This window comes from Anaerococcus sp. Marseille-P9784 (assembly GCF_902500265.1).
GTDB lineage: Bacteria > Bacillota > Clostridia > Tissierellales > Peptoniphilaceae > Anaerococcus.
Window position 1 is genome coordinate 275,460 of the sequence record NZ_CABVOZ010000001.1, and the last position, 23,112, is coordinate 298,571.

Genomic DNA, 23,112 nt, shown 5'->3' on the forward strand with positions numbered 1-23,112 from the left:
CTACTAAAATTTAAGACCAGCACTACGAGCGCCTTCTGCTATAGCTTTGATTTTTCCATGGTATAGGTTACCATTTCTGTCAAAAGCAACTTCTGTTATTCCAGCGTCTATAGCTTTTTTGCCAATAGCTTCTCCAACTTTACTTGCAGCTTCAAGATTAGATTTTGATGCTAGTCCTTCTGCTACGTCTTTTTGTAAAGTGTTAGCACTTACTAGTGTTATACCATTTACATCGTCTATAATTTGTGCATAGATATTTGTATTTGATTTATATACTGATAGTCTTGGTCTTTCAGGAGTACCGCTTACTTTAGCTCTAACTCTTCTTTTACGAGTTAGTAGTCTTTGTTTTTTGTTATCTTTAGCCATTTTTATCTCCTACTTACCTGTCTTACCAACTTTACGTCTTACATACTCGCCTTCATATCTGATTCCTTTGCCTTTGTATGGCTCTGGTTTTCTCCATTTTCTGATATTTGCAGCGTGTGAACCAACTAATTGTTTATCTATACCTTTTACAATTATTGTTCTATCGTTTGGCACTTCTGTTTCTATTCCTTCAGGATCTGGCATTGTTACTTGGTGTGAAAATCCTAGGTTCATTACTAGGTTGTTTGCTTGTTTTTGTGCTCTATATCCTGTTCCTTCGATTTGAAGAGTTTTAGTAAATCCTTCAGTTACGCCAACTACCATATTTGCAATTAGTGATCTAAATAAACCGTGGTCTATATTTTGTTGTTTTGTGTAATCTTCTGGAATTTTTATAAGAATTTGATTTTCTTCTTCAGTTACTTCTATTGTTTTTGGGAAATCTTGAGTTAATTTTCCTTTTGGTCCTTCAACTTTTATAGTGTTTCCTTCGATAGCAACTGTTACTCCAGAAGGTATATCGATTGGTTGTTTACCTATTCTTGACATATATTTCTCCTTACCATACGTAACAAATAACTTCGCCACCTACGTTTTCACTTCTAGCAGCTTTGTCAGTTAAAAGTCCTTTTGATGTTGAAATAATTGCTGTTCCAAGACCGTTTAGTACCTTTGGTACTTCATTTGCTTTTACATAAACACGAAGACCTGGTTTACTGATTCTTCTTAGTCCTGATATTACTTTTTCACCGTTTTCTGTGTATTTTAAGTCTATTGTAAGAATTCCTTGTTTGTTGTCTTCTTCTACGTCAAAACCGTTTATGAAGCCTTCATCAAGAAGAATTTGAGCAATAGCTTTTTTCTCGTTAGAAGATGGTAAGCTAACTTTTTTGTGATCAGCTTTTATACCATTTCTTATTCTAGTTAGCATATCCGCAATTGGATCTGTCATCATAATATTTATCCTCCCTAATTACCAGCTTGATTTTCTTACTCCTGGAATTTTGCCCTCATTTGCTAATTCTCTAAAGCAAATACGGCATATTCCATATTTTCTTAAATAAGCATGTGGTCTACCACAAATTTTACATCTATTGTATTCTTGAGTTGAGAATTTTTGTGGTCTTTTTTGCTTAGCTATCATTGACTTTTTAGCCATTAAGCGCTCCTTTTACTTTGTAAATGGCATTCCCATTAATTCTAAGAATGCTTTAGCTTCTTCATCTGTTTTAGCTGTAGTTACTATTGTGATGTCCATTCCGTGTAGGAAGTCTACATCATCATATTTGATTTCAGGGAAAATTAATTGTTCTTTGATTCCCAAAGAATAATTTCCACGTCCGTCAAATGAATTTGGATTGATTCCTCTAAAGTCTCTTACACGTGGTAGTGAAATGCTGATTAATTTATCTAAGAAATCATACATTTTTTCACGTCTAATTGTAACTTTTGTTCCAATAGCTTGTCCTTCTCTTAGTTTGAAGTTAGCTACTGATTTTTTTGCTTTAGATTCGATTGGTTGTTGGCCTGTGATTAAAGCAAGTTCTTTTTTTACTGAATTTAGAAGGTTTTGGTTATCTTTAGCTTCGCCAAGTCCAACGTTTATTACGATTTTTTCAAGTTTTGGTACTTGCATTACGTTTTTATAACCAAATTTTTCCATCAATTCTTTAACTACTTCATTTTCATATTTTTCTTTTAGTCTGTTTGCCATAATATCTCCTTAAAACTAGTCGAATTTCTCGTTTGTTTTATGGCAGACTCTAATTTTTTTGCCATCTTCAAAAACTTTGCTAACTCTTACACCTTTTTTTAGTTCTTCTGAATATAATAGAACTTTTGAAGCATTTATAGCTCCTTCTTTTTCTAATCTTCCAGATTCACCACCCATTTGTGTTGGTTTTTGGTGTTTGATATTTATGTTAGCTCCTTCAACTATTACTCTATTTTCTTTTGGAAAAGCTTGTAATACTTCTCCAACGTGGCCTTTATCTTTGCCTGATATTATTTGAACTTTGTCGCCTTTTTTTACGTGCATGGATTCCTCCTATAAAACTTCTGGAGCAAGGGATATTATTCTCATAAATCCTTCTCTTCTTAGTTCTCTTGTAACTGGTCCAAATATACGTGTTCCTACAGGAGTTTTGTCATCTTTTACGATTACTGCTGCATTTTCGTCAAAGTTGATTTTTGATCCATCAACTCTTTTTAAGCCTCTTTTGCTTCTTACTATTACAGCTTTTACTATATCGCCTTTTTTTACCGCTCCGCCGGGTGTTGCACTTTTTACAGAGCAAACAACTACATCACCAATGTTTGCGTATCTTATGCCTGTTCCGCCAAGAACTTTGATTACTAATAATTCACGTGCTCCGGAGTTATCTGCTACTCTCATGCGAGTTTCTTGTTGTATCATTATAATCTCCTTAAATATTAAACAATTTCAGCAGTTTCGGCAATTCTTACTAGTCTCCATCTTTTTGTTTTTGATAGAGGACGAGTTTCCATTATTACTACTGTATCGCCAACTTTAGCCTCATTATTTTCATCATGAGCCTTGTATTTCTTACTTCTATTGATTCTTTTTTTGTAAACTGGGTGTGAAATTTTTTCTTCTACTAAAACTGTTATAGTTTTATCCATCGCATCACTTACTACGACACCACGTTCTACTCTTCTACTGTTTCTTTCCATGAAATTTAAGCCTCCCTATTTATATTAAGCTTTCTTTCAGTTTGAATTGTCTTAACTCTTGCGATGTCTTTTTTGACATTTCCAATTTCAGATGGATTTTCTAATTGGCCAGTTGCAAGTCTGAAACGAAGATTGAAAAGCTCACCTTGTAAATCAAATAATTTTTTATCTAAATCTTGATCTGATAAACTTCTGATTTCTTTTGCTTTCATTTTTATTCCTCCGTACCTGTCACTTCAAGTCTTTTGATGAATTTTGTTTTTACTGGAAGTTTTTGTGCTGCAAGTCTCATTGCTTCTCTTGCTATTTCTTCGCTTACTCCACTCATCTCAAATAGTACACGGCCTGGTTTTACTACTGCTACCCAATATTCTGGGGCACCTTTACCAGAACCCATTCTAACTTCTGCAGGTTTTTTAGATACTGGTTTATCTGGGAATACTTTAATCCAGATGTTACCACCTCTTTTTATATATCTTGTCATCGCACGACGGGCAGCTTCTATTTGGTTTGCTGTCATCCAGCAAGCTTCAAGGGCTTGTAAACCGTATTCGCCATAAGCTAATTGGTTTCCCTTTTGAGCTTTACCTTTCATTCTGCCTCTATGTTGTCTACGATATTTAACTCTTTTAGGCATTAACATAAGTTATCTCTCCTTATATAAATACTATTTGCTAGTATTTTCGTTTGATTTTCTGCTAGGACGTCTATTATTATTTCTTCTTTTTCTATTTTTGTTATTTGCAGGTGTTTTCATTTTTGGTTCACGTACAGCTTTTTCTCCTGGAAGAATTTCACCTTTGTAAATCCATACTTTGCAGCCGATTTTTCCATATTCTGTATCAGCTTCTGCAAATCCATAATCGATGTCAGCTCTTAGTGTTTGAAGTGGAATTGTTCCTTCGGAATATCCTTCGCTTCTTGCCATATCAGCTCCACCTAGACGGCCACTTACCATTGTTTTTATACCTTTTGCTCCTGCTCTCATTGTACGTTGAATAGGTTGTTTCATAGCACGTCTAAATGCTACCCTGTTTTCTAACGCAGATGCAATATTTTCTGCAACTAGTTGAGCGTTGAGGTCTTGGTATTTTATTTCTTCAACATTTATGATTGTTCTTTTACCTGGAGCAACTTTTTCGATTTTTTTCTTTAATTCTTCGATTCCTGCTCCACCTTTGCCTATTACCATTCCTGGTTTTCCAGCAAAGATTGTGATCTTTAGATTGTTTACTGCTCTTTCGATTTCTACATCAGCAATACCCGCATCATAAAGTTCTTTTTTTATTAATTTTCTGATATTGTAATCCTCTACCAAAAGATCTGAGAAGTCTTTTTTGTCAGCAAACCACTTGCTATCCCAGTCTTTGATAACTCCAACTCTATATCCTTTTGGGTTTACCTTTTGGCCCATTATTTCCTCCTAGTCTTCTATATTTTCGATTAGTACACCGATGTGGCTACTTCTCTTAAGTATTGGATAAGCTGCGCCTTTAGCTTTTGGTCTCCATCTTTTCATTGTTGGAGCATCATTTGCATATGCTTTTTTTACATATAAGCTTTCTCTGTTTAGATTGTTATTGTTTTCAGCATTTGCAATAGCGCTTTGTAATACATCAAATAGTAGTTTTGCACCTTTTTTGTTTGTAAACTTTAGGATGTTTAGTGCTTCATCTACTTGCTTACCTCTGATTTCTTTTGCTATATAGTTAACTTTTAGAGGAGATATTCTTTGATATTTAGCTTCTGCTTTTACTTCCATTTTTATCTCCTAACGCATTTTGCTTTTCATTTCAGTTGCCTTTTTAGCGTGGCCCCTGAAGGTTCTTGTTGGTACGAATTCACCAAGTTTATGTCCTACCATATCTTCTGTGATATATATTGGAACGTGTTTTCTACCATCATGAACTGCTATTGTGTGTTCTACAAATTCAGGGAATATTGTAGAACGTCTTGACCATGTTCTTATAACTTTTTTCTCATTTTTTTCATTTAATTCTTCAATTTTTTTCATTAAATGATCATCGACAAATGGTCCTTTTTTAATTGATCTAGCCATTATATCCCCCTATTTCTCGTTTCTTCTTCTTACTATATATTGAGTAGAAGCTTTTTTGTTATTACGTGTTTTAAGACCGATTGCTTTTTGACCCCAAGGTGTCATTGGTGCAGGACGACCTACTGGTGTTCTACCTTCACCACCACCATGTGGATGGTCTACTGGGTTCATTGCTGATCCTCTTACATGAGGTCTTTTGCCTAGATATCTAGATTTTCCAGCTTTTCCTAATCTTATAAGTTCGTGTTCTTGATTTCCAACTGTTCCTATTGTTGCTTTGCAATTTAGGTGGATTAATCTTGTTTCACCAGATGGAAGTCTAAGTGTTGCAAACTTACCTTCTTTAGCCATTAGTTGAGCTCCAACTCCTGCACTTCTTACTAGTAGTGCGCCTTGGCCTGCTCTAAGCTCAATGTTGTGAACTGTTGTACCAACTGGTATGTCTTTTAGTTCTAGAGCATTTCCTGGTTTGATATCAGCATGTTCTCCTGATAAAATCTCATCTCCAACATTTAGTCCTTTTGGAGCTAAGATATATCTTTTTTCTCCATCTTTGTAAGCAAGTAGAGCAATGTTTGCAGATCTGTTTGGATCGTATTCTATAGTTTTAACTCTTGCAGGGATACCATCTTTATCTCTTTTGAAGTCAATTATTCTATATTTTCTTTTTACTCCGCCACCTCTAAATCTTACAGTGGTTCTTCCAGTGTTGTTACGTCCACCTTTGCTTTTTAGATCAACTGTAAGAGATTTTTCTGGTTTGTTTGTTGTTATTTCTTCGAATGTTGAAACAGACATATTTCTATGGCCGTTTGAGGTTGGTTTTAATTTTCTTATAGGCATTTAAATCCTCCTTATAGACCTTCGAAGTATTCGATTTCAGCACTATCACTTGTTAATGTTACGATAGCCTTTTTCCAATCTGCTCTTTTACCATAACCAAAACGTGTTCTTACTTTTTTGCCTCTGTAGTTCATTGTTCTAACTTTTTTAACTTTAACTCCGTCAAAAATAGCTTCGATTGCTGCTTTGATTTCTGGTTTGTTGGCATTTTTGTCTACTTCAAAAGTGTATTTATTTTCATCTAGCAATCCCATGGATTTTTCTGTTATTATTGGTCTTTTTATTATTTCATAAGGTGATTTCATTAGATAAATACCTCCTCAAGCTTAGCAATTGCATCTTTTGTAATTACTAACTTGTTATGTCTTAATAGATCATATACATTTATAAGGTTTGCAGCACTTACATCAACGCCTTCAATGTTTCTAAATGATCTATAAATTACTTGATCATTTTCAGCTGTAACGATGTAAGCTTTTTTACCAGCATCAATGTTGTTTAAGATTTCTGCTGCAGCTTTTGTTTTAAATGTATCTAATTTTAATTCGTCTAAAACTACTAATTCATTATCATTAACTTTTGATGTAAGAACTGAATAAAGTGCCTTACGTCTAAGTTTCTTTGGAACACTGTAGCTATAATCACGTGGTTTTGGTGCAAATACAACACCACCACCTGTGTAGTGAGGAGCTCTTATAGAACCTTGACGAGCTCTACCTGTTCCTTTTTGTCTAAATGGTTTACGTCCACCACCACGAACTTCAGCACGTGTTTTAGCAGATTGTGTACCTTGTCTTTTATTAGCTAGTTGGTTTTTTACAACTTCGTAAACTGTGTGTTCACTTATTTTAGTAGCAAATAGAGTTTCATTTAGCTCTAATTCACCAACATTTTCTCCTTTTATATTTAATACGTTAACTTTAGGCATTGCTTCCTCCTTAGTTTTGACCCTTTACGGCTTGTTTTACTTCAACAAGGCCACCTTTAGGTCCTGGAACCGCACCTTTAACTAGGATGTAAGAATCTTCACTATTTACTTTAACTACTTTTAAGTTTTGAATAGTTACTCTTTCATTTCCCATTTTTCCTGAGCCTTTTCTACCTTTGAATACTCTAGCTGGATCTGATCCTGCTGCACGAGCACCGGCTACTCTGTGAGATTTTGAACCGTGAGCTTGTGGACCTCTACCATAGTTCCATCTTTTGATAGCGCCTTGAGTTCCCTTGCCCTTGCTTATTGCAACAACATCTACGATTTCGCCTTCTTCAAAGATATCAACGTTAACTTTATCGCCAACTGCTAGGTCAACTTGGTCATTTCCAAAGTTTACTTCTCTTAAATATCTCTTATAAGGTGCGCCTGCTTTGTCAAAATGTCCTCTTTGAGGTTTTTTAACATTCTTTTCTTTCTTGTCCATATAGCCAATTTGAGCTGCGTTGTAACCATCAACTTCATCAGTTTTTACTTGTACAACCACATTTTCATCAGCTTTTAGAACAGTGACAGGAGTTATAACTCCGTCTTCATCGATGACTTGAGTCATGCCTACTTTTGTTGTAAATATACTCTTCACTTGAGTACCTCCTTAATTACAGCGGATTGAACTATCAATCATTCTAATTACAGTTATTATAACTTAATTTCGATATCAACACCTGCAGGTAAGTTTAATTTCTTAAGTGCATCAAGTGTTTTTGCATTTGGGCTAATGATATCGATTAATCTTTTATGAGTTCTTTGTTCAAACTGTTCTCTAGAGTCTTTGTATTTGTGGACTGCTCTTAAGATTGTAATCTTTTCTACTTCTGTTGGAAGTGGAATTGGTCCAGATACTTCTGCTCCGCTTCTTTTAACCGCTTCTACGATTTTCTCTGCTGAGCTATCGATAACTTCGTGATCGTAAGCTCTTAGTCTAATTCTGATTTTTTGTTTGTTAGCCATTTTCCTCTCTCTTTCTTTACCACCCATCCGGGCGTTTGATATAATTTGGAAATCACTTAGAATGATCTCTAAGCTTGCTAGGCAAAAGTTCCCTTGACCCTCGGCCTAGGATTCAAGCAACATTTTGCTTCAAAGCACCTATATATAATACAACAAAGGAGCTTGCTTTTCAAGTGCTTTTTTTTATTTTATATATATTTTTTTAAAAAAATGAAGATATATAAAAAAAGAGCCATTAAAGGCTCTTTTAATTAAATTTTTTAATCTTTTTTAAACAATATGTTATAGGCGCTTTCGTCCAAATCTTTTCCTATAAACACTAATGTAGGTTCTGATAATTTCCCTTCATATTTTTCTACATTGAATTTCCCATTTACTACATCAACTTTGATCATTTTCTCACCTACATTTACAAGACCCTTAGCTCTGATTAATTTTCCAAACCTATTTTGACAAACTGCGTTTAGGTTTGTTCCAAGTTCATTAAAATCTTTGAAAACTACATTTTCATACGCCAAATTATCAAGGTGTAAATGTTTATAGTCCCCTCTTATTAGAGATTCTTTATCATATTCTCCAATAAGAGAGTCCCATTCTTTTTTATCAAAATCATTGTAGTGGATGGTAAAAACTTTTGCTTTTGTTAACTCTTCAAGTTTTTTTGCTTCTTTTTCTATTTTTTCTGTACTTATATTTTCAGTTTTTGATAATAGTATATAGGATGAATTTTGGATTTGATCAAGGAAAAGTTCTCTATATTCTTCCATTATCTTGTCAATGCTATAATAGTCAACTATAGATATAGGCTTTAAAAGTTCAATTTTTTCATATTCAATTGGGCTGATATTATCAATTATTTTTGAAAGATAACCTAAGCCTGTCGGTTCTATTATCAAGTATTCTGGATTTATTGTATTTTCTATGCTCATAACCGTTGTTGCAAAGTCTTTTTGTTTTGAACAACAAATGCAACCTTCTTCTAAAGATACAATCTCTTTGCCAGTATTTTTTAATAATTCTTTATCCACATTTGCCTTAGCATAGTCATTTTCTAGAATTACTAGATTGTCCAATTTTTTTGATAATTTCTTTATAAAGGTTGTTTTTCCACTTCCCAAAAATCCTGATACTATTATTATTTTCATCTAATTTTCCATCAAATCTTCTGCTACGATTACGACTGGTTTTATTAAATCAGCTGGCTTATCCTTCATTAGATATAAAGCTTCTTCAACTTTTTCAAATCCATAAAGTTTATGAGTAACAAGTTTTGAAAGATCTAATTTGCCACAAGAAACAAGTTTAGCAAGTTTTTCCATTCTTAGTCTTCCACCAGGAGTTAGGCCTCCGTTTATTGCCTTATGACCCATTCCAACTCCCCACTCAACTCTTGGAATTTTAATATAATCACCACCGTCAAGATAGTTTACGTTACCAATTTTTGCACCTGGTTTCATAGCTTTGATTGCTTCTTCAAATGTATCTACTGTTCCACCTGCAATTATAACTCTATCAACACCCTTACCATTTGTAAGTTTTAAAACTTGTTCAGAAATTGATCCGTCTTTGTAAGAGATTATATCTGTTGCTCCATAAAATTTAGCGGCTTCTACGCAATTTGGGCGAGTTCCTACTGCATAAATTCTACTTGCTCCTCTAAGGTTAGCTCCTGCAACTGACATTAATCCAACAGGGCCTATTCCAATTACCAATACTTCATCACCGAATTGAACATCAGCTTGTTCAACTCCGTGAAAACCTGTTGTAACCATATCTGATAACATTGGAGCTAAAACTGGATCGACTCCTTCAGGAATTAAGGCAAGGTTAGCATCAGCATCATTTACATGGAATAATTCAGCAAATACACCGTCTTTGAAATTTGAAAATTTCCAACCTGCAAGCATTCCACCTGAGTGCATAGGAAATCCTGCTTGGCTTTCAAGAGAGGACCAATCTGGAGTTATTGCTGGAACTAAAACTCTATCTCCTGGCTTAAAATCTTTAACTAATTCTCCTACTTTTACAATTTCTCCGGCAGCTTCATGACCTAAAATCATGTCGTGTCTATCTCCTATCGCTCCTTCCCAAACTGTATGGATGTCAGAGCTACATGGAGCTAAAGCTATTGGTTTAACAAGAGCATCTAATGGTCCCATTTCTGGTTCCGGCTTTTCAATCCAACCTGTCTTACCAATTCCTAACATTGCAAAACCTTTCATATAAGCCTCCTTATTTTTATTTTGCTAATACTATTGTACGCAAAAATATATTGTTTGTCAATTATTTAACTTATTATTTTTTTTATTTTCTTTCCTCAATATAACTAAATATTATTCTAAAACTAACTTATTGTAAGTTTTTTCTGTTAGCTTAAAAGTAATTAAATAAAATATTATATAAAAGGCACATACTGAAACTAGGCATATCATGTATAGACTTGTGTTTGACAGACTTAATAATGCCAAGAATTTGGTAATTATTGGTATTGCAAATATGGAGTGGACAAAGGCAAATATTAGTGGTAGGAAAAATACCAGGCCCATTTGCTTTGATATAGATTTTTTGGCTTCCTTGTCAGTCATGCCAAGTTGGCGCATGGTCTTAAATCTATTTTTATCTTCTATGCCTTCTGAAAGCTGCTTGTAGTAAATGGCAAGTACCGTCGATACAATAAATCCTAAGCCAAGGATAATCCCTACAAAAAATATTCCTGCATAGACTGCCATAAAATCATTTCTGCTTCTTACATCATCACTTATATTAAACCATTGGTCACTAAATTCATTCATCAGTTTTTCACGGAGGGTATCGACTAATTCGGGATCGTATGGACCATCTACATCAAAGTTAATATGCCAATTAGGTTCAAAGCCCCCATTATCATCCAAGGCAAGAGTCTCTTTAACCTTGTCAAATTTGTCTGAATCCTTGAATACTAGCATATCTTTATTGGTCATTGTAATATCAGCTACGGCAAAAGTAATTGGATAATTTTCTCTTTTTTCCTTCTTTACCTTTAGGTCCATATCGCCAATTTTGCTGATATCGGTATGGTCATCTTTGGCAAATAATATTGCATCATAGTCCCCAAAGTCGTAAGTAGATTTTTCATCCAAAAATGTATGGATCCCATCAACTTCTTCATCCCAAGCAAAGCTAGGGTCATTGTCTAGATGATTAATCTTGCTTCCATCTCTACTTACAGGTAAGAAATTGCTCATATAAGCGTACATCTTCCCATATTTATTGTTTTCTTTTAATGTATCATCTATCAATTTTTCAAAGTGGGAAACATCATTATCTCTTGCCGGAAAGGCAATGCTGTAGTCTGTTGGGAATAGATTATCTTGGACTTCACTTATGCCAAAATATAGGGAAAATCCAGAAGTAAGGACAATAATTACCATGGTTGATAGGATTGCTATGCTTGCTAGAGTCTTGGCACTGTTTCTAACTCTATAGATGAGGCCAGAAACTGCTGTAAAGTTTTCCTTTTTGTAATAGAAGCTTTTTCTCTTTTGTAAAAGTTTCAAAATCCCAGAAACAATTACCGTAAAGGCCGCATAAGTTCCTATTATTACAAGAAGAACTGCTAAGAAAAATGTCTTTAAGGCCTGGAGAGGATTTTCGGTTGTTAGGCTTATATAATATCCTGCACCTATACACAAAATACCAAATATTCCCATAGCTAGGGGATATTTTGGAGCCTTTTGTCCAGCCTTTGATTCATATCTAAAAGACATAGGGGTAAAGTTTCTCATTTTAAGAGTTTGATCTGCTAGTAATAGGATGAAAATCCCCAGAAAAATTAATGCTGTGAGAATTAGTGGTTCTAATACAGGTAGGATTCCACTATCCAAAACATTCAATTTCAAATTCATTAATCTTATAAATCCAGCAAATACCAATTTGTATATGACAGCTGAAATAAGCGTTCCTATAAGGATTGATCTTAAGTATAAATTTACTAGTTCATAAATGTAAATCTTAATTAAATGCTTTTTTTCCATACCCAAGGTTAAATAAAGGGCAGATTCTTCAGCCTTGTTTTTTTGGATAAATTTGTAATTAGTAAGCAAAGTAATAAGGGCAAAGATCAGTAAAATGATGGATCCCAAATTCATAAGCATTGTAATTGTAGTTGATCCAAAAAAGTTTGTCATCAATGGATCGCCACTTATGGATATACATATATTTATTAGAACTATAAAAAACACTGTAGTTCCAACAAAGGGATAGTAAAGTCTCTTGTGTCTTCTTATCCCATCAATGGCTAGTCTATGGTAGAGGGAATTCATCTTATATCACCTCTTTGGAGCATTTGCATGGTGTCGGCTATCTTCTGGCTCATCTCATAGTCAGAAAAACCAGAGTTATAAAGTTCGTGGAAGATCTTGCCGTCTTTTATGAATAGAACCCTCCTTGCTCCTGAAGCTGCTTGGATGGAATGGGTTACCATTATTACAGTTTGTCCATTTTGGTTAAGCTCTTTGAAAACTTCCATCAATTCTCTAGAAGAATTAGAGTCCAGAGCACCTGTTGGTTCATCAGTAAGTAGCAATTTTGGGTTGATTATAAGGGCTCTTGCAACGGCACATCTTTGCTTTTGACCACCAGAAACTTCATAAGGATATTTGTTTAAAAGCTCATCTATCCTTAGGGGCTTGGCTACGGACAGAAGCTTCTCATCAAAACTTTTTGGATCATCTTCTGCAAGTATCAGCGGTAAAAGAATATTTTCTTTTAATGTAAGAGTATCTAAGAGGTTAAAATCTTGAAAAACAAAGCCCAAGTGTTCTCGTCTAAATTTTGAGATCTCAGAATCTTTAATTGTTGATAATTCTTTGCCTTCAAGTTTTATAGTTCCATTTGTAGGCTTGTCAAGTAAGGCTAAAAGGTTTAAAAGTGTAGTTTTCCCAGAACCCGACTCTCCCATAATTGCAATAAATTCGCCCTCTTCAACTTTAAAGCTTATTCCATTTAAGGCGTGGACATTATTAGCCGAAAACCTACTTTTGTAAATTTTTTCTAAATTTGAAACTTCTAGTAACATAAAATCTTCCTTTCTTATTCTCTCCTTTATTATAAAAAAGAAAGAAATAAAAATCCTTGCATTAAAATAACAATTTCACAATTAATGTGACAATTTGTTAGTTTAGTGCTCTTTTTAGATCCAATATTACTTCAGTTCCAATATTGACTTCTGATTTTATATAAACATCAATAGTTAATTTTTCACAGATAGTCTTTACCATATTAAGACCCAATCCTGTGGATTTCTGGTAAATCCTGCCATTATAACCTGTATATGATTTTTCAAAAACTCTATTTAGATCTTCTTTTCTAATACCTATGCCAGTATCTTTTATAACAAGTTCACTTTCTTTAAGAAAAATAGAAATTTCTCCATTTTTTGTATATTTATTGGCATTTGAAAATATTTGATCAAGAAGAAAACCAAACCATTTTTTATCTGTAGTTATTTTCACATTAGTTTCTTTGAAATTTATTTTGTTCTTTCTTAAAATAAAAACTTTGGAATATTTCTTGATAGATGTTCTAATTATTTCATCTAAGCTCAGATTTTCAAAGACATAATCAGTTGTTTTAGATTCCAACCTAAAATATGATAAAAGTGTTTGCATATACTCCTCAATTTCAAAAATTTCAGCCTTAGCTTGATGAATATCGATTGGATAATCATCTAATATCAGATTTAAAGAAAACAAGGGGGTTTTTATCTGATGGGTCCACATTGTCATATAATCTTTGAAATCTTCAATTTTTTTTGAATAATCATTGGAAAGTTCCACTTTTTCAGAAAACTCCTTGTTTAATAAATCATATACTTCAGAATTTTTAATAAACTCTGGTGGATTTTTGCTAGGGTCATTTATCCAATCAAGTAGCTTTTCTTTGGTATTTTTATAATTATTGTAAGATAAAACCATATAGGTTAAAAAAATAAAACAAGAAATTAGACAAATATATAAAAGATATTTGTAATCTATACCCAAATTTTTGGAAAATATAAGCAAAAGAACAAAAATCCCAAAGACAATTAGTTCTAGCTTTTTTAGTCTTATAAATCTACTCAGATCTTTCAAGATAATAGCCCACTTTCTTTTTTGTTTTGATTAAGTTTCTTAAGCCAATTTCTTCAAGTTTTTTTCTTAGCCTCATAATGTTAACCGTTAGAGTATTATCATCTATAAATTCGTCAGTTTGCCATATCTTATCCATAAATTCTTCCCTCTTAAAAACTTTTCTAGGACTTTTAAACATCATTTCCAATATCATAAACTCATTTTTGCTAAGTGCTATTTCATATTCATTATATTTTAAGGTCATTTTTTCCCTATCAAGGGATAAATCTTGATATATCAAATTATCATAAACTTCAACATACTCGTAAGTTCTTCGTAATAGTGCCTTTATTTTTGCAACTAGCAAATCCAAATCAAAAGGTTTGGTTATATAATCGTCAGCTCCCATATTCATCGCCATAATCTTGTTAAGATTTATGCTTGCTGAGGAAATAAATATAATGGGAATTTTAGAAATCGACCTTATTTTCTCACACCAATGATAACCATTAAAAAACGGCAATGAAATATCTATCAAAAGTAAGTCCGCCTTGAAATTTATAAATTCGTCAAAAACATTTTCAAAATCTTTGACTCCCGATACAATAAAATTCCAACTTTCTAAATATTTTTTTATAGCCTTAAAAATAACTTCATCATCTTCTATAATAAAAATACGAAATTCTTTCATATTCACCTCTTCTTATTAAAAAGTTAATCGTAAAATTAAAAAATCCTCCTAATTATTATATAATTAGAAAGATATTTTACTAATTTTAAATTTTATTTATGGTAGGGGTGATTGTTGATTATCCTAAAGGCTCTATAAATTTGCTCAAGCAAAATAACTCTCATCAGCTGGTGAGGAAAAGTCATTTTTGAAAATGACAATTTGTAATTTGCTCTTTGACTAACATCTTTGCTTAGGCCATTTGAGCCGCCTATGACAAAAACTAAATTTCTGCCAAAGCCTTCAAGCATTTCATTTTGTATAAATTTGGCAAATTCTTCGCTTGCCATTTGTTTGCCCAAAATTTCTAGACTTACAAGATAATCATCATCGCTTATTTTTGCTAAAATCCTATCCCCTTCTATTTCTTTAACTTTTTCAATTTCTTTTTGGCTTAAATTTTCAGCTGCAGGCTCATCAGCTACTTCTATAATTTCAATATCATTATAAGGACTCATTCTTTTTAGATATTCATCTATGGATGCTCTAAAAAATTTTTCCTTTATTTTGCCTACTCCAATAATTTTTATTTTCATTTTTAACTTAACTAATGTTATCCAATTAACTGAATATATGAAACATAAGAATCGTAAATCTTGCTAAAGCCTTCATTGATCAAGGCTTTTTTTACCATTTCTTTTATTTCAGAAGTTTTAAAAACCTTTCTTTGGTAAGATTTCATACTTTTTCTTACATCTTCCATAATATTGTTTAAGTCGGAAGTGTTTAAGTATTGGTCTTTAGACTTTGCTGCATCTTTAATAGATCTAAGGATCTTATCTTCAGAAAATTCTTCCAAATTTCCAGATCTTTTTATTACATACATATTTTTATCGTAAATACTAGATAAAAATTCTGAAACCACATCCATTTGCAAATTTTCAGTTTCCTTTAGTACGTCTGTAATATCGTAATTTTTATCATTGAAATAATCTATAATTAATTGAGTAAGTTCACGCATTTTTTTGCCTCTTTTCTATAGCTTTCTATAAATATACCCAATTTATTGTTAAGATTGATTTTTTTAAGATTCTTTAAAGCTAGCATTTGCTAAGTAAACACCAGCTACAATAATTATTCCACCTATAAGTTGAGAAATTGTAAGCTTTTCCCCTAACAAGGATACTCCTGCTAGAACTGAAACAACGGTAGATATCCCAATAAAAGAAGAAGTCTTATTTACACCGATATTTGCTATCGCAAAATTTGATAAGAAAAACGCAAAAACTGAGCAGCCTATTCCTTGAAACAAAATAGCTTTTATCAAATTTTTATCACTTACAGCCAAAGCTAAAGTAGAAGAAAGATTTCCATTATGAATTGCCTCAGCTAGGGCAAGTATAATAAAGAAAATGCAACCGCAAGTTATCATTGCATATGTGATTTCAACACTTGTAAAATCACTAAGCTTAGAAACAGTAACGCTATACATAGAATAAGCAGCTACTGCAATAAGCAAAAATAAATAACCTTTTAATGAAAAACTAGAATCAGTGCTTACTGCAAAAACTGTTATCATAACACCAACTAAGGTTACAAGAATGCCAGAAATTTGAGTTTTACTTGGTTTTTCCTTTAAAAAGATAGTAGAGGCAGTCAAAGAAGCAACAGGAATACAAGCTAGAAAAATACCACTTTCAGAAGCAGTAGAATTAGCTATTCCGATAGTTTCACCAATAAAATAACAACAAGGATCAATAATTCCCAAAATTATAAGTGGTAAAATGCTCTTGCCCTTAAAATTTATTTTCACAACTTTAATAACCACTAAGATACTCATAACAACAAAGGCAACAAAAAACCTAAAAGCTAAAAGAGAAAACTCGCTAGTAGATTGGGTGGCTTGCTTAGTAAAAATATAAGATAAACCAAAAATAGCTTCACAAGAAATAGCAGCTAAGATTCCAAGCCTTATAGATCTTTGATCATGATTTTTCAAAATATCCTCCACAAAAAATAATTACCTTAATATAATAACACAATATGTAAATAAAAGGTAATGCTAAAAAATAAATCTTTAGAAAAAATATGATAATAGACTATTGAAATAAGGAAATCATAATATTGAAAATTTGAATAAAAATAGGACAAAGAAAAATCCCAATAAAAATGGCACAAATGTGGCAGAAGTTTATTAACTTAAACTCTGCAAGAACCCTTAGAACTTTGAAATATTGCATTTAAAATTTCTGAGAAGAACAATATATTAAAAATTTATATAAACATGAACTTCTCGAAATCCATAAATTCATAGATCTAAGACCTAGACGACTACATCTATAAAGAATTACTAAAAATAGAATTATAATTCAAAATTACCCACACGTTGCCCACAGACAAAAATAGAAATATTGAAATATCAACACTCCCGCAAAATTCATTGTGACCTCCAGGGACTCGAACCCTGGACCTAGTCCGCTGTGCGGTTTCAGATGCTTGCATCTGAAATCTCTGAGGTGAACGAAGTGAACCCAGAGAACTGTTAAGAGCCGAAAGGCTCATAACCGGTTCGTAAATATGTACCGTTCATTATATAAAAAAGCACCATCAAAGATGGTGCGAATCTGGTGGGCCTTTAGAAACCCGAACCCTGGACCTAGTCCGCTGTGCGGTTTAAGATGCTTGCATCTGAAATCTCTGAGGTGAACGAAGTGAACCCAGAGAACTGTTAAGAGCCGAAAGGCTCATAACCGGTTCGTAAATATGTACCGTTCATTATATAAAAAGAAAAGCACCATCAAAGATGGTGCGAATCTGGTGGGCCTCCAGGGACTCGAACCCTGGACCTACCGGTTATGAGCCGGGCGCTCTAACCGACTGAGCTAGAGGCCCACAAATTGAAATGGATGCTATAAAAACTTTAAAAAAATATGGTGGACCTGAGTAGACTCGAACTACCGACCTCACGCTTATCAGGCGTGCGCTCTAACCACCTGAGCTACAGGTCCATAAAAAATATAAAATTGGCAGGGGAGACAGGATTTGAACCCGCGACATCCGGTTTTGGAGACCGACGTTCTGCCAGCTGAACTACTCCCCTAAGATTATCAACATAATAACCTAACTCCACGGATTATAATTAACCCAATCTTTTTTACTGGTGCCCAGAGGCGGAATCGAACCACCGACACGAGGATTTTCAGTCCTCTGCTCTACCGACTGAGCTATCTGGGCAAAATTATGGCGGAGAAGGAGGGATTTGAACCCTCGCATCCCTTTTGAAAGGATCTACTCCCTTAGCAGGGGAGCCTCTTCAGCCACTTGAGTACTTCTCCAAAATCAATTAACAATTTATTATTAAGCATTAAAAATAATAAGTTCTATCTGGCGGAGAGGAAGGGATTCGAACCCTTGTGAGCCAATGACTCTAACGGTTTTCAAGACCGCCCCGTTATGACCGCTTCGGTACCTCTCCAAATATTTATAAAAGTATTCAAATGGCAAAAAGATAAATGCTTTTTGATAATAGATGAGCCTATCTCATATGAAATAGGCTTATCTTAAATGGTGACCCATCGGAGATTCGAACTCCGGACACCCTGATTAAAAGTCAGGTGCTCTACCGACTGAGCTAATGGATCATATGGCTGGGATAGCAGGACTCGAACCTACGCATACCAGAGTCAAAGTCTGGTGCCTTACCGACTTGGCTATATCCCAATATAAAACATACAAAGATATTATACAAGATATAGGTCATCTTGCAAATCCTATTAACAATTATTATTGGCGCGCCTGGGAGGAATCGAACCCCCGGCACACGGATTAGAAGTCCGTTGCTCTATCCAGCTGAGCTACAGGCGCATATTTTATGGAGCGGGTGAAGGGAATCGAACCCTCGCAACCAGCTTGGAAGGCTGGGGCTCTACCACTGAGCTACACCCGCATACTCAAAATAGAAAACATGCAATAAATAACTTTATTTGGTGGGGATGAGCGGATTCGAACCACTGAAAGCAAAGCTAACGGATTTACAGTCCGTCCCATTTGGCCAACTCTGGAACATCCCCAAATATTAAATTATTGGAGCTGATGATAGGACTTGAACCTACAACCTATTGATTACAAATCAATTGCTCTGCCAATTGAGCTACATCAGCATATTGGATCACTATTGCAATCCAAATGGCGACTCGGATGGGGATCGAACCCACGACCTCCGCCGTGACAGGGCGGCATTCTAACCAGCTGAACTACCGAGCCATAAAACTGTTTTAAACTAGAAAATGCTTATTAAATAGACATTAAATGTTTAATTGGTGGAAGTAACAGGGCTCGAACCTGTGACCCCCTGCTTGTAAGGCAGATGCTCTCCCAACTGAGCTATACTTCCATAATGGTGACCCTACCGGGATTTGAACCCGGGATACCACCGTGAAAGGGTGGTGTCTTAACCGCTTGACCATAGGGCCGTGTCAAATGACAAAAATAATTATAACATATTTAAAATCATATTGCAAGTTTTTTTTAAATAATGGTTGCGGGAGCTGGATTTGAACCAACGACCTCCGGGTTATGAGCCCGACGAGCTACCAAACTGCTCTATCCCGCGATAATTTAACAGAAAATTTGGTGCCGAGGACCGGAATCGAACCGGTACGATGTTTGACCATCGCAGGATTTTAAGTCCTGTGCGTCTGCCAGTTCCGCCACCCCGGCACGTATAACATTAAATAATTGGCGCTCAGGGTGGGACTCGAACCCACAACCTACCGGTTAACAGCCGGGTGCTCCACCATTGAGCTACCTAAGCATATTTTTTTTGTGTTCATTTAATTTTCTACTAGCCTATTGGCTAGTAGTTTTTAAATGTTTAGCAGCTTCCTACTCTACCGGGAGGCTTCCCTCCGAGTACCATCGGCGTTGTTGGGCTTAACTTCTGTGTTCGGTATGGTTACAGGTGTATCCCCAGCGCTATCGCCACTATATTCATGACCCTAACCCAATTTACGAAGTAAATTGCTGGTAGGTCAGATGTCGAGCTGTTTCAAATCTTTGATTTGTCAAAGCTCCGACCTGTCAACTTTTAGTTTCGGTTTGTTTTTTGAACCTTCTAGATAGCAAGCAATATTTCCAGTCAAGTTTTAATGGTTAGTATCCTTTAGCTTAATACATTACTGTACTTACACCTTGGACCTATCTAAGGTATTTTCTTTACCTTCTTTGAGAAATCTTATCTTGAGGGTTGCTTCGTACTTAGATGCTTTCAGTACTTATCAATTCCATACTTAGCTACCCAGCTATGCTTCTGGCGAAACAACTGGTGCACCAGTGGTATGTCCATCCCGGTCCTCTCGTACTAGGGACAGCTCCTCGCAAATTTCTTACGCCCACGCTGGATAGGGACCGAACTGTCTCACGACGTTCTGAACCCAGCTCGCGTGCCTCTTTAATGGGCGAACAGCCCAACCCTTGGGACCTACTTCAGCCCCAGGATGAGACGAGCCGACATCGAGGTGCCAAACCTCCCCGTCGATGTGGACTCTTGGGGGAGATAAGCCTGTTATCCCCGGGGTAGCTTTTATCCGTTGAGCGATGGCCCTTCCATTCGGAACCACCGGATCACTAAGTCCGTATTTCTACTCTGCTTGATTTGTTTATCTCGCAGTTAAGCTCGCTTGTGCCTTTGTACTCTGCGAATGGTTTCCGTCCATTCTGAGCGAACCTTTGAACGCCTCCGTTACTTTTTGGGAGGCGACCGCCCCAGTCAAACTGCCCAACTGACAATGTCCAATGCCCAGCTTCATGGGTTATTGTTAGAATTTTGATATTAGAGGGTTGGTATCCCAAGGGTGACTTCGCCTACACTGGCGTGCAGGTTTCATTGTCTCCCAACTATCCTGTACGTCTAATCTCAAAATCCAATATCAGCCTACAGTAAAGCTCCACGGGGTCTTTCCGTCCTAGCGTGGGTAAGTCGCATCTTCACGACTACTACAATTTCACCGGATCCTTTGTTGAGACAGTGCCCAAATCGTTACACCTTTCGTGCGGGTCGGAACTTACCCGACAAGGAATTTCGCTACCTTAGGACCGTTATAGTTACGGCCGCCGTTTACTGGGGCTTAAGTTCTAAGCTTCGTCTTACGACTAACTCTTCCCCTTAACCTTCCAGCACCGGGCAGGTGTCAGCTCCTATACTTCATCTTGCGATTTTGCAGAAACTTGTGTTTTTGGTAAACAGTCGCTTGGGCCTGGTTTCTGTGGCCAGATCGCTCTGGCTCCCCTTCTTGCGAACTTACGGGGATATTTTGCCGAGTTCCTTAACAAAGGTTCTTCCGCGCGTCTTGGTATTCTCTACCTCCCTACCTGTGTCGGTTTTGGTACGGGCGCTTTGGTCTTGATAGTGACTTTTCTTGGCAATTTGAATTTAACTATTTCTCTACTTGTGTTTTCGATGCCTATCGCACATTGGCTGCTGATCAGCGGATTTGCCTACTGAAAAGCCTTTGTGTTTAGACTGCCATCCATCAGGCAGCTAGTGTGTCCTCTTGCGTCATCACATCTCTTTTACGACTTTAAGCGGTACAGGATTTTAAACCTGTTGTCCATCGGCTACGCCTTTCGGCCTTGCCTTAGGTCCCGACTTTCCCTGAGGGGACGAGCCTTGCTCAGGAGTCCTTAGGGTTTCGACGGGAGAGATTCTCACTCTCCTTCTCGCTACTCATGCCAGCATTCTCTCTTGTATAGGCTCCACTTTTGTTTTCACTTTGGCTTCTTCGCTTATACAATGCTCCTCTACCACTGATAGAGAGTTTAAATCTATTCATAAGTAACCATGTTTTCGGTTTTGGAATTCTTTTACCAGGTTCATACTTTTGTATGTCTGTTTTTCGGTGATAATTGAGTTTACAACTTACCTTTATCTTTGTGTTTGATATTTGCGTATTTTTTTATAACTCGTTTATCTTGATTGTTTTTTTATATTTCCTAGTTAAGTTTTCTTTTGCCTTTTTTTATGGTTTCCTTTTTATGAGATAGATTTAAATTCTCTATCAATCCGAAGCTTCGGTACTGGATTTTAGCCCCGTTTATTTTCGGCGCAAACCCACTTGACCAGTGAGCTATTACGCATTCTTTAAATGTATGGCTGCTTCTAAGCCAACGTCCTGGTTGTCTTAGTAGGTTCACATCCTTTTCCACTTAATCCAGATTTTGGGACCTTAGCTGTCGGTCTGGGCTGTTTCCCTTTCGACTTAGGAGCTTATCCCTCTAAGTCTGACTCCATGATTTGATTTTTTGGCATTCGGAGTTTGATAGGCTTTGGTACGGTAACCGCCCTAGGCCATTCAGTGCTCTACCTCCTTAAATCTTTGATCATAGGCTAGCCCTAAAGCTATTTCGAGGAGAACCAGCTATCTCCGGGTTCGTTTGGTTTTTCGCCCCTAGCCACAGTTCATCCGATGCGTTTTAAACCGCACCCGGTTCGAGCCTCCAGTGAATTTTACTTCACCTTCACTCTGACCATGGCTAGATCACCCGGTTTCGGGTCTATCATATTAAACTTTCGCCCTGTTAAGACTCGCTTTCGCTTTGACTTCACATCTTAAATGCTTAATCTTGCTTGATATGATAACTCGCTGGCCCATTCTACAAAAGGTACGACATCAATCTTTTGATCTCTGTCTGATTGTAGGCTTAAGGTTTCAGGTTCTATTTCACTCCCCTTGCGGGGTTCTTTTCACCTTTCCCTCACGGTACTTGTTCGCTATCGGTCACATGTTAGTATTTAGCCTTAGGGGATGGGCCCCCTATCTTCACAGCAAATTCCTCGTGTTCACTGCTACTTGCTCCCAAAAATATGCTTTCTTTCGTCTACAAGACTTTCACTTTCTTTGGTTCATTTTCCCAAATGATTTGACTAAAAAACTTATTTCTTATTGGGTTGGGCTGTTTTCTTTTCGCTCGCCGCTACTTGGAAAATCGAGTTTTCTTTCTTTTCCTCCTGCTACTTAGATGTTTCAGTTCGCAGGGTCTTGCTTCATAAGACTATGTGTTTATCTTATGATGTCTAATTCTTCATTAGACGGGTTTCCCCATTCGGAGACCTAGGGGTTATGGCTTTTTGTGAGCTTTCCCTAGTTTTCGTTCACTTACGTCCTTCTTCGCCTTCATGTGCCAAGGCATCCACCTTGAGCCCTTTGTTTCTTGACTGGAAATATTGTTTGCTATTTAGTTTTTTCTCATTTCTGAGTGGTTCGGTTTTCTAGTTAATTAGTTTCCTTTTTAACTAGTTGGTGGAGGTAAAGAGATTCGAACTCTTGACCCCCTGCGTGCAAGGCAGGTGCTCTCCCAGCTGAGCTATACCCCCATGTAATATCAATGATTATTTTTCTTTTCTAATTTTTGAGAATAACCTGTCATTCTCGAAAGCTAGCGGCTTGCC

27 protein-coding genes, 19 tRNA genes and 2 rRNA genes are annotated in these 23,112 nt (G+C 35.9%); all 48 read right to left on the reverse strand.

Annotated features, from left to right (window positions below):
• Positions 1-3: 3 nt before the first annotated feature.
• Positions 4-369, reverse strand: a complete 366-nt coding sequence (rplR, locus tag GAN53_RS01260) for a 50S ribosomal protein L18 (RefSeq protein ID WP_151409232.1) — start codon at positions 367-369, stop codon at positions 4-6.
• Positions 370-378: 9 nt separating this feature from the next.
• Entirely contained in the window at positions 379-918 is a 540-nt protein-coding gene (gene rplF / locus GAN53_RS01265) for a 50S ribosomal protein L6 (protein WP_151409233.1), read from the reverse strand.
• 10 nt (positions 919-928) lie between these two features.
• A complete protein-coding gene (gene rpsH / locus GAN53_RS01270; protein WP_151409234.1) occupies positions 929-1,324 on the reverse strand; it encodes a 30S ribosomal protein S8 in 396 nt (131 codons plus the stop codon).
• An 18-nt stretch (positions 1,325-1,342) separates the two neighbouring features.
• Positions 1,343-1,528 carry a type Z 30S ribosomal protein S14 gene (locus tag GAN53_RS01275; protein WP_099321610.1) on the reverse strand — a complete coding sequence of 62 codons (186 nt, stop codon included), beginning with the start codon at positions 1,526-1,528 and terminating at the stop codon, positions 1,343-1,345.
• Positions 1,529-1,540: 12 nt separating this feature from the next.
• On the reverse strand, positions 1,541-2,083 hold the full coding sequence (gene rplE / locus GAN53_RS01280) for a 50S ribosomal protein L5 (RefSeq protein ID WP_151409235.1): 543 nt from the start codon (positions 2,081-2,083) through the stop codon (positions 1,541-1,543).
• Positions 2,084-2,098: 15 nt separating this feature from the next.
• Positions 2,099-2,407 (reverse strand): 50S ribosomal protein L24, encoded by a 309-nt coding sequence (gene rplX, locus GAN53_RS01285; protein ID WP_151409236.1) that lies wholly within the window; start codon positions 2,405-2,407, stop codon positions 2,099-2,101.
• Positions 2,408-2,416: 9 nt separating this feature from the next.
• A complete protein-coding gene (gene rplN, locus GAN53_RS01290) occupies positions 2,417-2,785 on the reverse strand; it encodes a 50S ribosomal protein L14 (protein ID WP_099321607.1) in 369 nt (122 codons plus the stop codon).
• Positions 2,786-2,802: 17 nt separating this feature from the next.
• Complete coding sequence (gene rpsQ, locus GAN53_RS01295; RefSeq protein ID WP_151409237.1) at positions 2,803-3,063, reverse strand: 30S ribosomal protein S17; 261 nt, start codon at positions 3,061-3,063, stop codon at positions 2,803-2,805.
• 5 nt (positions 3,064-3,068) lie between these two features.
• The gene (gene rpmC / locus GAN53_RS01300; RefSeq protein WP_099321605.1) at positions 3,069-3,275 is read right to left on the reverse strand and encodes a 50S ribosomal protein L29; all 207 of its coding nucleotides are present in this window, start codon (positions 3,273-3,275) and stop codon (positions 3,069-3,071) included.
• Positions 3,276-3,277: 2 nt separating this feature from the next.
• Complete coding sequence (gene rplP / locus GAN53_RS01305) at positions 3,278-3,706, reverse strand: 50S ribosomal protein L16 (RefSeq protein WP_151409238.1); 429 nt, start codon at positions 3,704-3,706, stop codon at positions 3,278-3,280.
• 24 nt (positions 3,707-3,730) lie between these two features.
• The gene (rpsC, locus tag GAN53_RS01310) at positions 3,731-4,477 is read right to left on the reverse strand and encodes a 30S ribosomal protein S3 (RefSeq protein ID WP_151409239.1); all 747 of its coding nucleotides are present in this window, start codon (positions 4,475-4,477) and stop codon (positions 3,731-3,733) included.
• A 9-nt stretch (positions 4,478-4,486) separates the two neighbouring features.
• Positions 4,487-4,825 (reverse strand): 50S ribosomal protein L22, encoded by a 339-nt coding sequence (gene rplV, locus GAN53_RS01315; RefSeq protein ID WP_151409240.1) that lies wholly within the window; start codon positions 4,823-4,825, stop codon positions 4,487-4,489.
• A 9-nt stretch (positions 4,826-4,834) separates the two neighbouring features.
• Complete coding sequence (gene rpsS, locus GAN53_RS01320; RefSeq protein WP_099321601.1) at positions 4,835-5,122, reverse strand: 30S ribosomal protein S19; 288 nt, start codon at positions 5,120-5,122, stop codon at positions 4,835-4,837.
• A 9-nt stretch (positions 5,123-5,131) separates the two neighbouring features.
• Entirely contained in the window at positions 5,132-5,965 is an 834-nt protein-coding gene (gene rplB, locus GAN53_RS01325; RefSeq protein WP_151409241.1) for a 50S ribosomal protein L2, read from the reverse strand.
• Positions 5,966-5,976: 11 nt separating this feature from the next.
• Positions 5,977-6,270, reverse strand: a complete 294-nt coding sequence (gene rplW / locus GAN53_RS01330; protein ID WP_099321599.1) for a 50S ribosomal protein L23 — start codon at positions 6,268-6,270, stop codon at positions 5,977-5,979.
• Positions 6,270-6,893 carry a 50S ribosomal protein L4 gene (rplD, locus tag GAN53_RS01335; protein ID WP_151409242.1) on the reverse strand — a complete coding sequence of 208 codons (624 nt, stop codon included), beginning with the start codon at positions 6,891-6,893 and terminating at the stop codon, positions 6,270-6,272. The genes rplW and rplD overlap by 1 nt, the downstream gene beginning before the upstream one ends.
• Positions 6,894-6,903: 10 nt before the next feature.
• Positions 6,904-7,539, reverse strand: coding sequence for a 50S ribosomal protein L3 (gene rplC / locus GAN53_RS01340; RefSeq protein ID WP_151409243.1), 636 nt, complete (start codon positions 7,537-7,539; stop codon positions 6,904-6,906).
• A gap of 56 nt (positions 7,540-7,595) precedes the next feature.
• The gene (gene rpsJ / locus GAN53_RS01345; protein WP_099321596.1) at positions 7,596-7,907 is read right to left on the reverse strand and encodes a 30S ribosomal protein S10; all 312 of its coding nucleotides are present in this window, start codon (positions 7,905-7,907) and stop codon (positions 7,596-7,598) included.
• A gap of 260 nt (positions 7,908-8,167) precedes the next feature.
• Complete coding sequence (locus tag GAN53_RS01350) at positions 8,168-9,052, reverse strand: GTP-binding protein (protein ID WP_151409244.1); 885 nt, start codon at positions 9,050-9,052, stop codon at positions 8,168-8,170.
• Positions 9,053-10,129, reverse strand: coding sequence for an NAD(P)-dependent alcohol dehydrogenase (locus GAN53_RS01355; protein WP_151409245.1), 1,077 nt, complete (start codon positions 10,127-10,129; stop codon positions 9,053-9,055). It lies immediately after the preceding gene.
• Between the two features lie 111 nt (positions 10,130-10,240).
• Entirely contained in the window at positions 10,241-12,208 is a 1,968-nt protein-coding gene (locus GAN53_RS01360; protein ID WP_151409246.1) for an FtsX-like permease family protein, read from the reverse strand.
• The gene (locus GAN53_RS01365; RefSeq protein WP_151409247.1) at positions 12,205-12,963 is read right to left on the reverse strand and encodes an ABC transporter ATP-binding protein; all 759 of its coding nucleotides are present in this window, start codon (positions 12,961-12,963) and stop codon (positions 12,205-12,207) included. The genes GAN53_RS01360 and GAN53_RS01365 overlap by 4 nt, the downstream gene beginning before the upstream one ends.
• 97 nt (positions 12,964-13,060) lie before the next feature.
• Positions 13,061-14,017, reverse strand: a complete 957-nt coding sequence (locus GAN53_RS01370) for a sensor histidine kinase (RefSeq protein WP_151409248.1) — start codon at positions 14,015-14,017, stop codon at positions 13,061-13,063.
• Positions 14,001-14,687, reverse strand: a complete 687-nt coding sequence (locus GAN53_RS01375) for a response regulator transcription factor (protein ID WP_151409249.1) — start codon at positions 14,685-14,687, stop codon at positions 14,001-14,003. The genes GAN53_RS01370 and GAN53_RS01375 overlap by 17 nt, the downstream gene beginning before the upstream one ends.
• 92 nt (positions 14,688-14,779) lie before the next feature.
• Positions 14,780-15,262: a 23S rRNA (pseudouridine(1915)-N(3))-methyltransferase RlmH gene (rlmH, locus tag GAN53_RS01380; protein ID WP_151409250.1), complete on the reverse strand. Its 483-nt coding sequence runs from the start codon at positions 15,260-15,262 to the stop codon at positions 14,780-14,782.
• A gap of 17 nt (positions 15,263-15,279) precedes the next feature.
• Positions 15,280-15,687 (reverse strand): ATP cone domain-containing protein, encoded by a 408-nt coding sequence (locus GAN53_RS01385; RefSeq protein WP_151409251.1) that lies wholly within the window; start codon positions 15,685-15,687, stop codon positions 15,280-15,282.
• Positions 15,688-15,750: 63 nt separating this feature from the next.
• Positions 15,751-16,665: a DMT family transporter gene (locus tag GAN53_RS01390; RefSeq protein WP_151409252.1), complete on the reverse strand. Its 915-nt coding sequence runs from the start codon at positions 16,663-16,665 to the stop codon at positions 15,751-15,753.
• Positions 16,666-17,481: 816 nt separating this feature from the next.
• Positions 17,482-17,558 (reverse strand) — tRNA-Ile (locus GAN53_RS01395).
• 39 nt (positions 17,559-17,597) lie between these two features.
• Positions 17,598-17,674 (reverse strand) — tRNA-Ile (locus GAN53_RS01400).
• Positions 17,675-17,690: 16 nt separating this feature from the next.
• Positions 17,691-17,766 (reverse strand) — tRNA-Trp (locus GAN53_RS01405).
• Between the two features lie 58 nt (positions 17,767-17,824).
• A tRNA-Phe gene (locus GAN53_RS01410) sits at positions 17,825-17,900 on the reverse strand.
• Between the two features lie 7 nt (positions 17,901-17,907).
• Positions 17,908-18,001, reverse strand: a tRNA-Ser gene (locus GAN53_RS01415).
• Positions 18,002-18,051: 50 nt separating this feature from the next.
• Positions 18,052-18,141, reverse strand: a tRNA-Ser gene (locus GAN53_RS01420).
• Positions 18,142-18,231: 90 nt separating this feature from the next.
• Positions 18,232-18,307 (reverse strand) — tRNA-Lys (locus GAN53_RS01425).
• Between the two features lie 3 nt (positions 18,308-18,310).
• Positions 18,311-18,386, reverse strand: a tRNA-Gln gene (locus GAN53_RS01430).
• 67 nt (positions 18,387-18,453) lie between these two features.
• Positions 18,454-18,530 (reverse strand) — tRNA-Arg (locus GAN53_RS01435).
• 8 nt (positions 18,531-18,538) lie between these two features.
• Positions 18,539-18,612: transfer RNA gene (locus tag GAN53_RS01440), tRNA-Gly, on the reverse strand.
• Positions 18,613-18,650: 38 nt separating this feature from the next.
• Positions 18,651-18,736: transfer RNA gene (locus tag GAN53_RS01445), tRNA-Tyr, on the reverse strand.
• 14 nt (positions 18,737-18,750) lie between these two features.
• Positions 18,751-18,826, reverse strand: a tRNA-Thr gene (locus GAN53_RS01450).
• Positions 18,827-18,852: 26 nt separating this feature from the next.
• A tRNA-Asp gene (locus GAN53_RS01455) sits at positions 18,853-18,929 on the reverse strand.
• A gap of 54 nt (positions 18,930-18,983) precedes the next feature.
• Positions 18,984-19,059, reverse strand: a tRNA-Val gene (locus GAN53_RS01460).
• Between the two features lie 4 nt (positions 19,060-19,063).
• Positions 19,064-19,138 (reverse strand) — tRNA-Glu (locus tag GAN53_RS01465).
• A 63-nt stretch (positions 19,139-19,201) separates the two neighbouring features.
• A tRNA-Met gene (locus GAN53_RS01470) sits at positions 19,202-19,278 on the reverse strand.
• A gap of 18 nt (positions 19,279-19,296) precedes the next feature.
• Positions 19,297-19,385: transfer RNA gene (locus GAN53_RS01475), tRNA-Leu, on the reverse strand.
• Positions 19,386-19,404: 19 nt separating this feature from the next.
• Positions 19,405-19,479, reverse strand: a tRNA-Asn gene (locus tag GAN53_RS01480).
• 58 nt (positions 19,480-19,537) lie between these two features.
• Positions 19,538-19,654 (reverse strand): 5S ribosomal RNA (gene rrf / locus GAN53_RS01485).
• Positions 19,655-19,799: 145 nt separating this feature from the next.
• A 23S ribosomal RNA gene (locus GAN53_RS01490) occupies positions 19,800-22,880 on the reverse strand.
• Positions 22,881-22,961: 81 nt separating this feature from the next.
• A tRNA-Ala gene (locus GAN53_RS01495) sits at positions 22,962-23,037 on the reverse strand.
• Positions 23,038-23,112 lie beyond the last annotated feature (75 nt).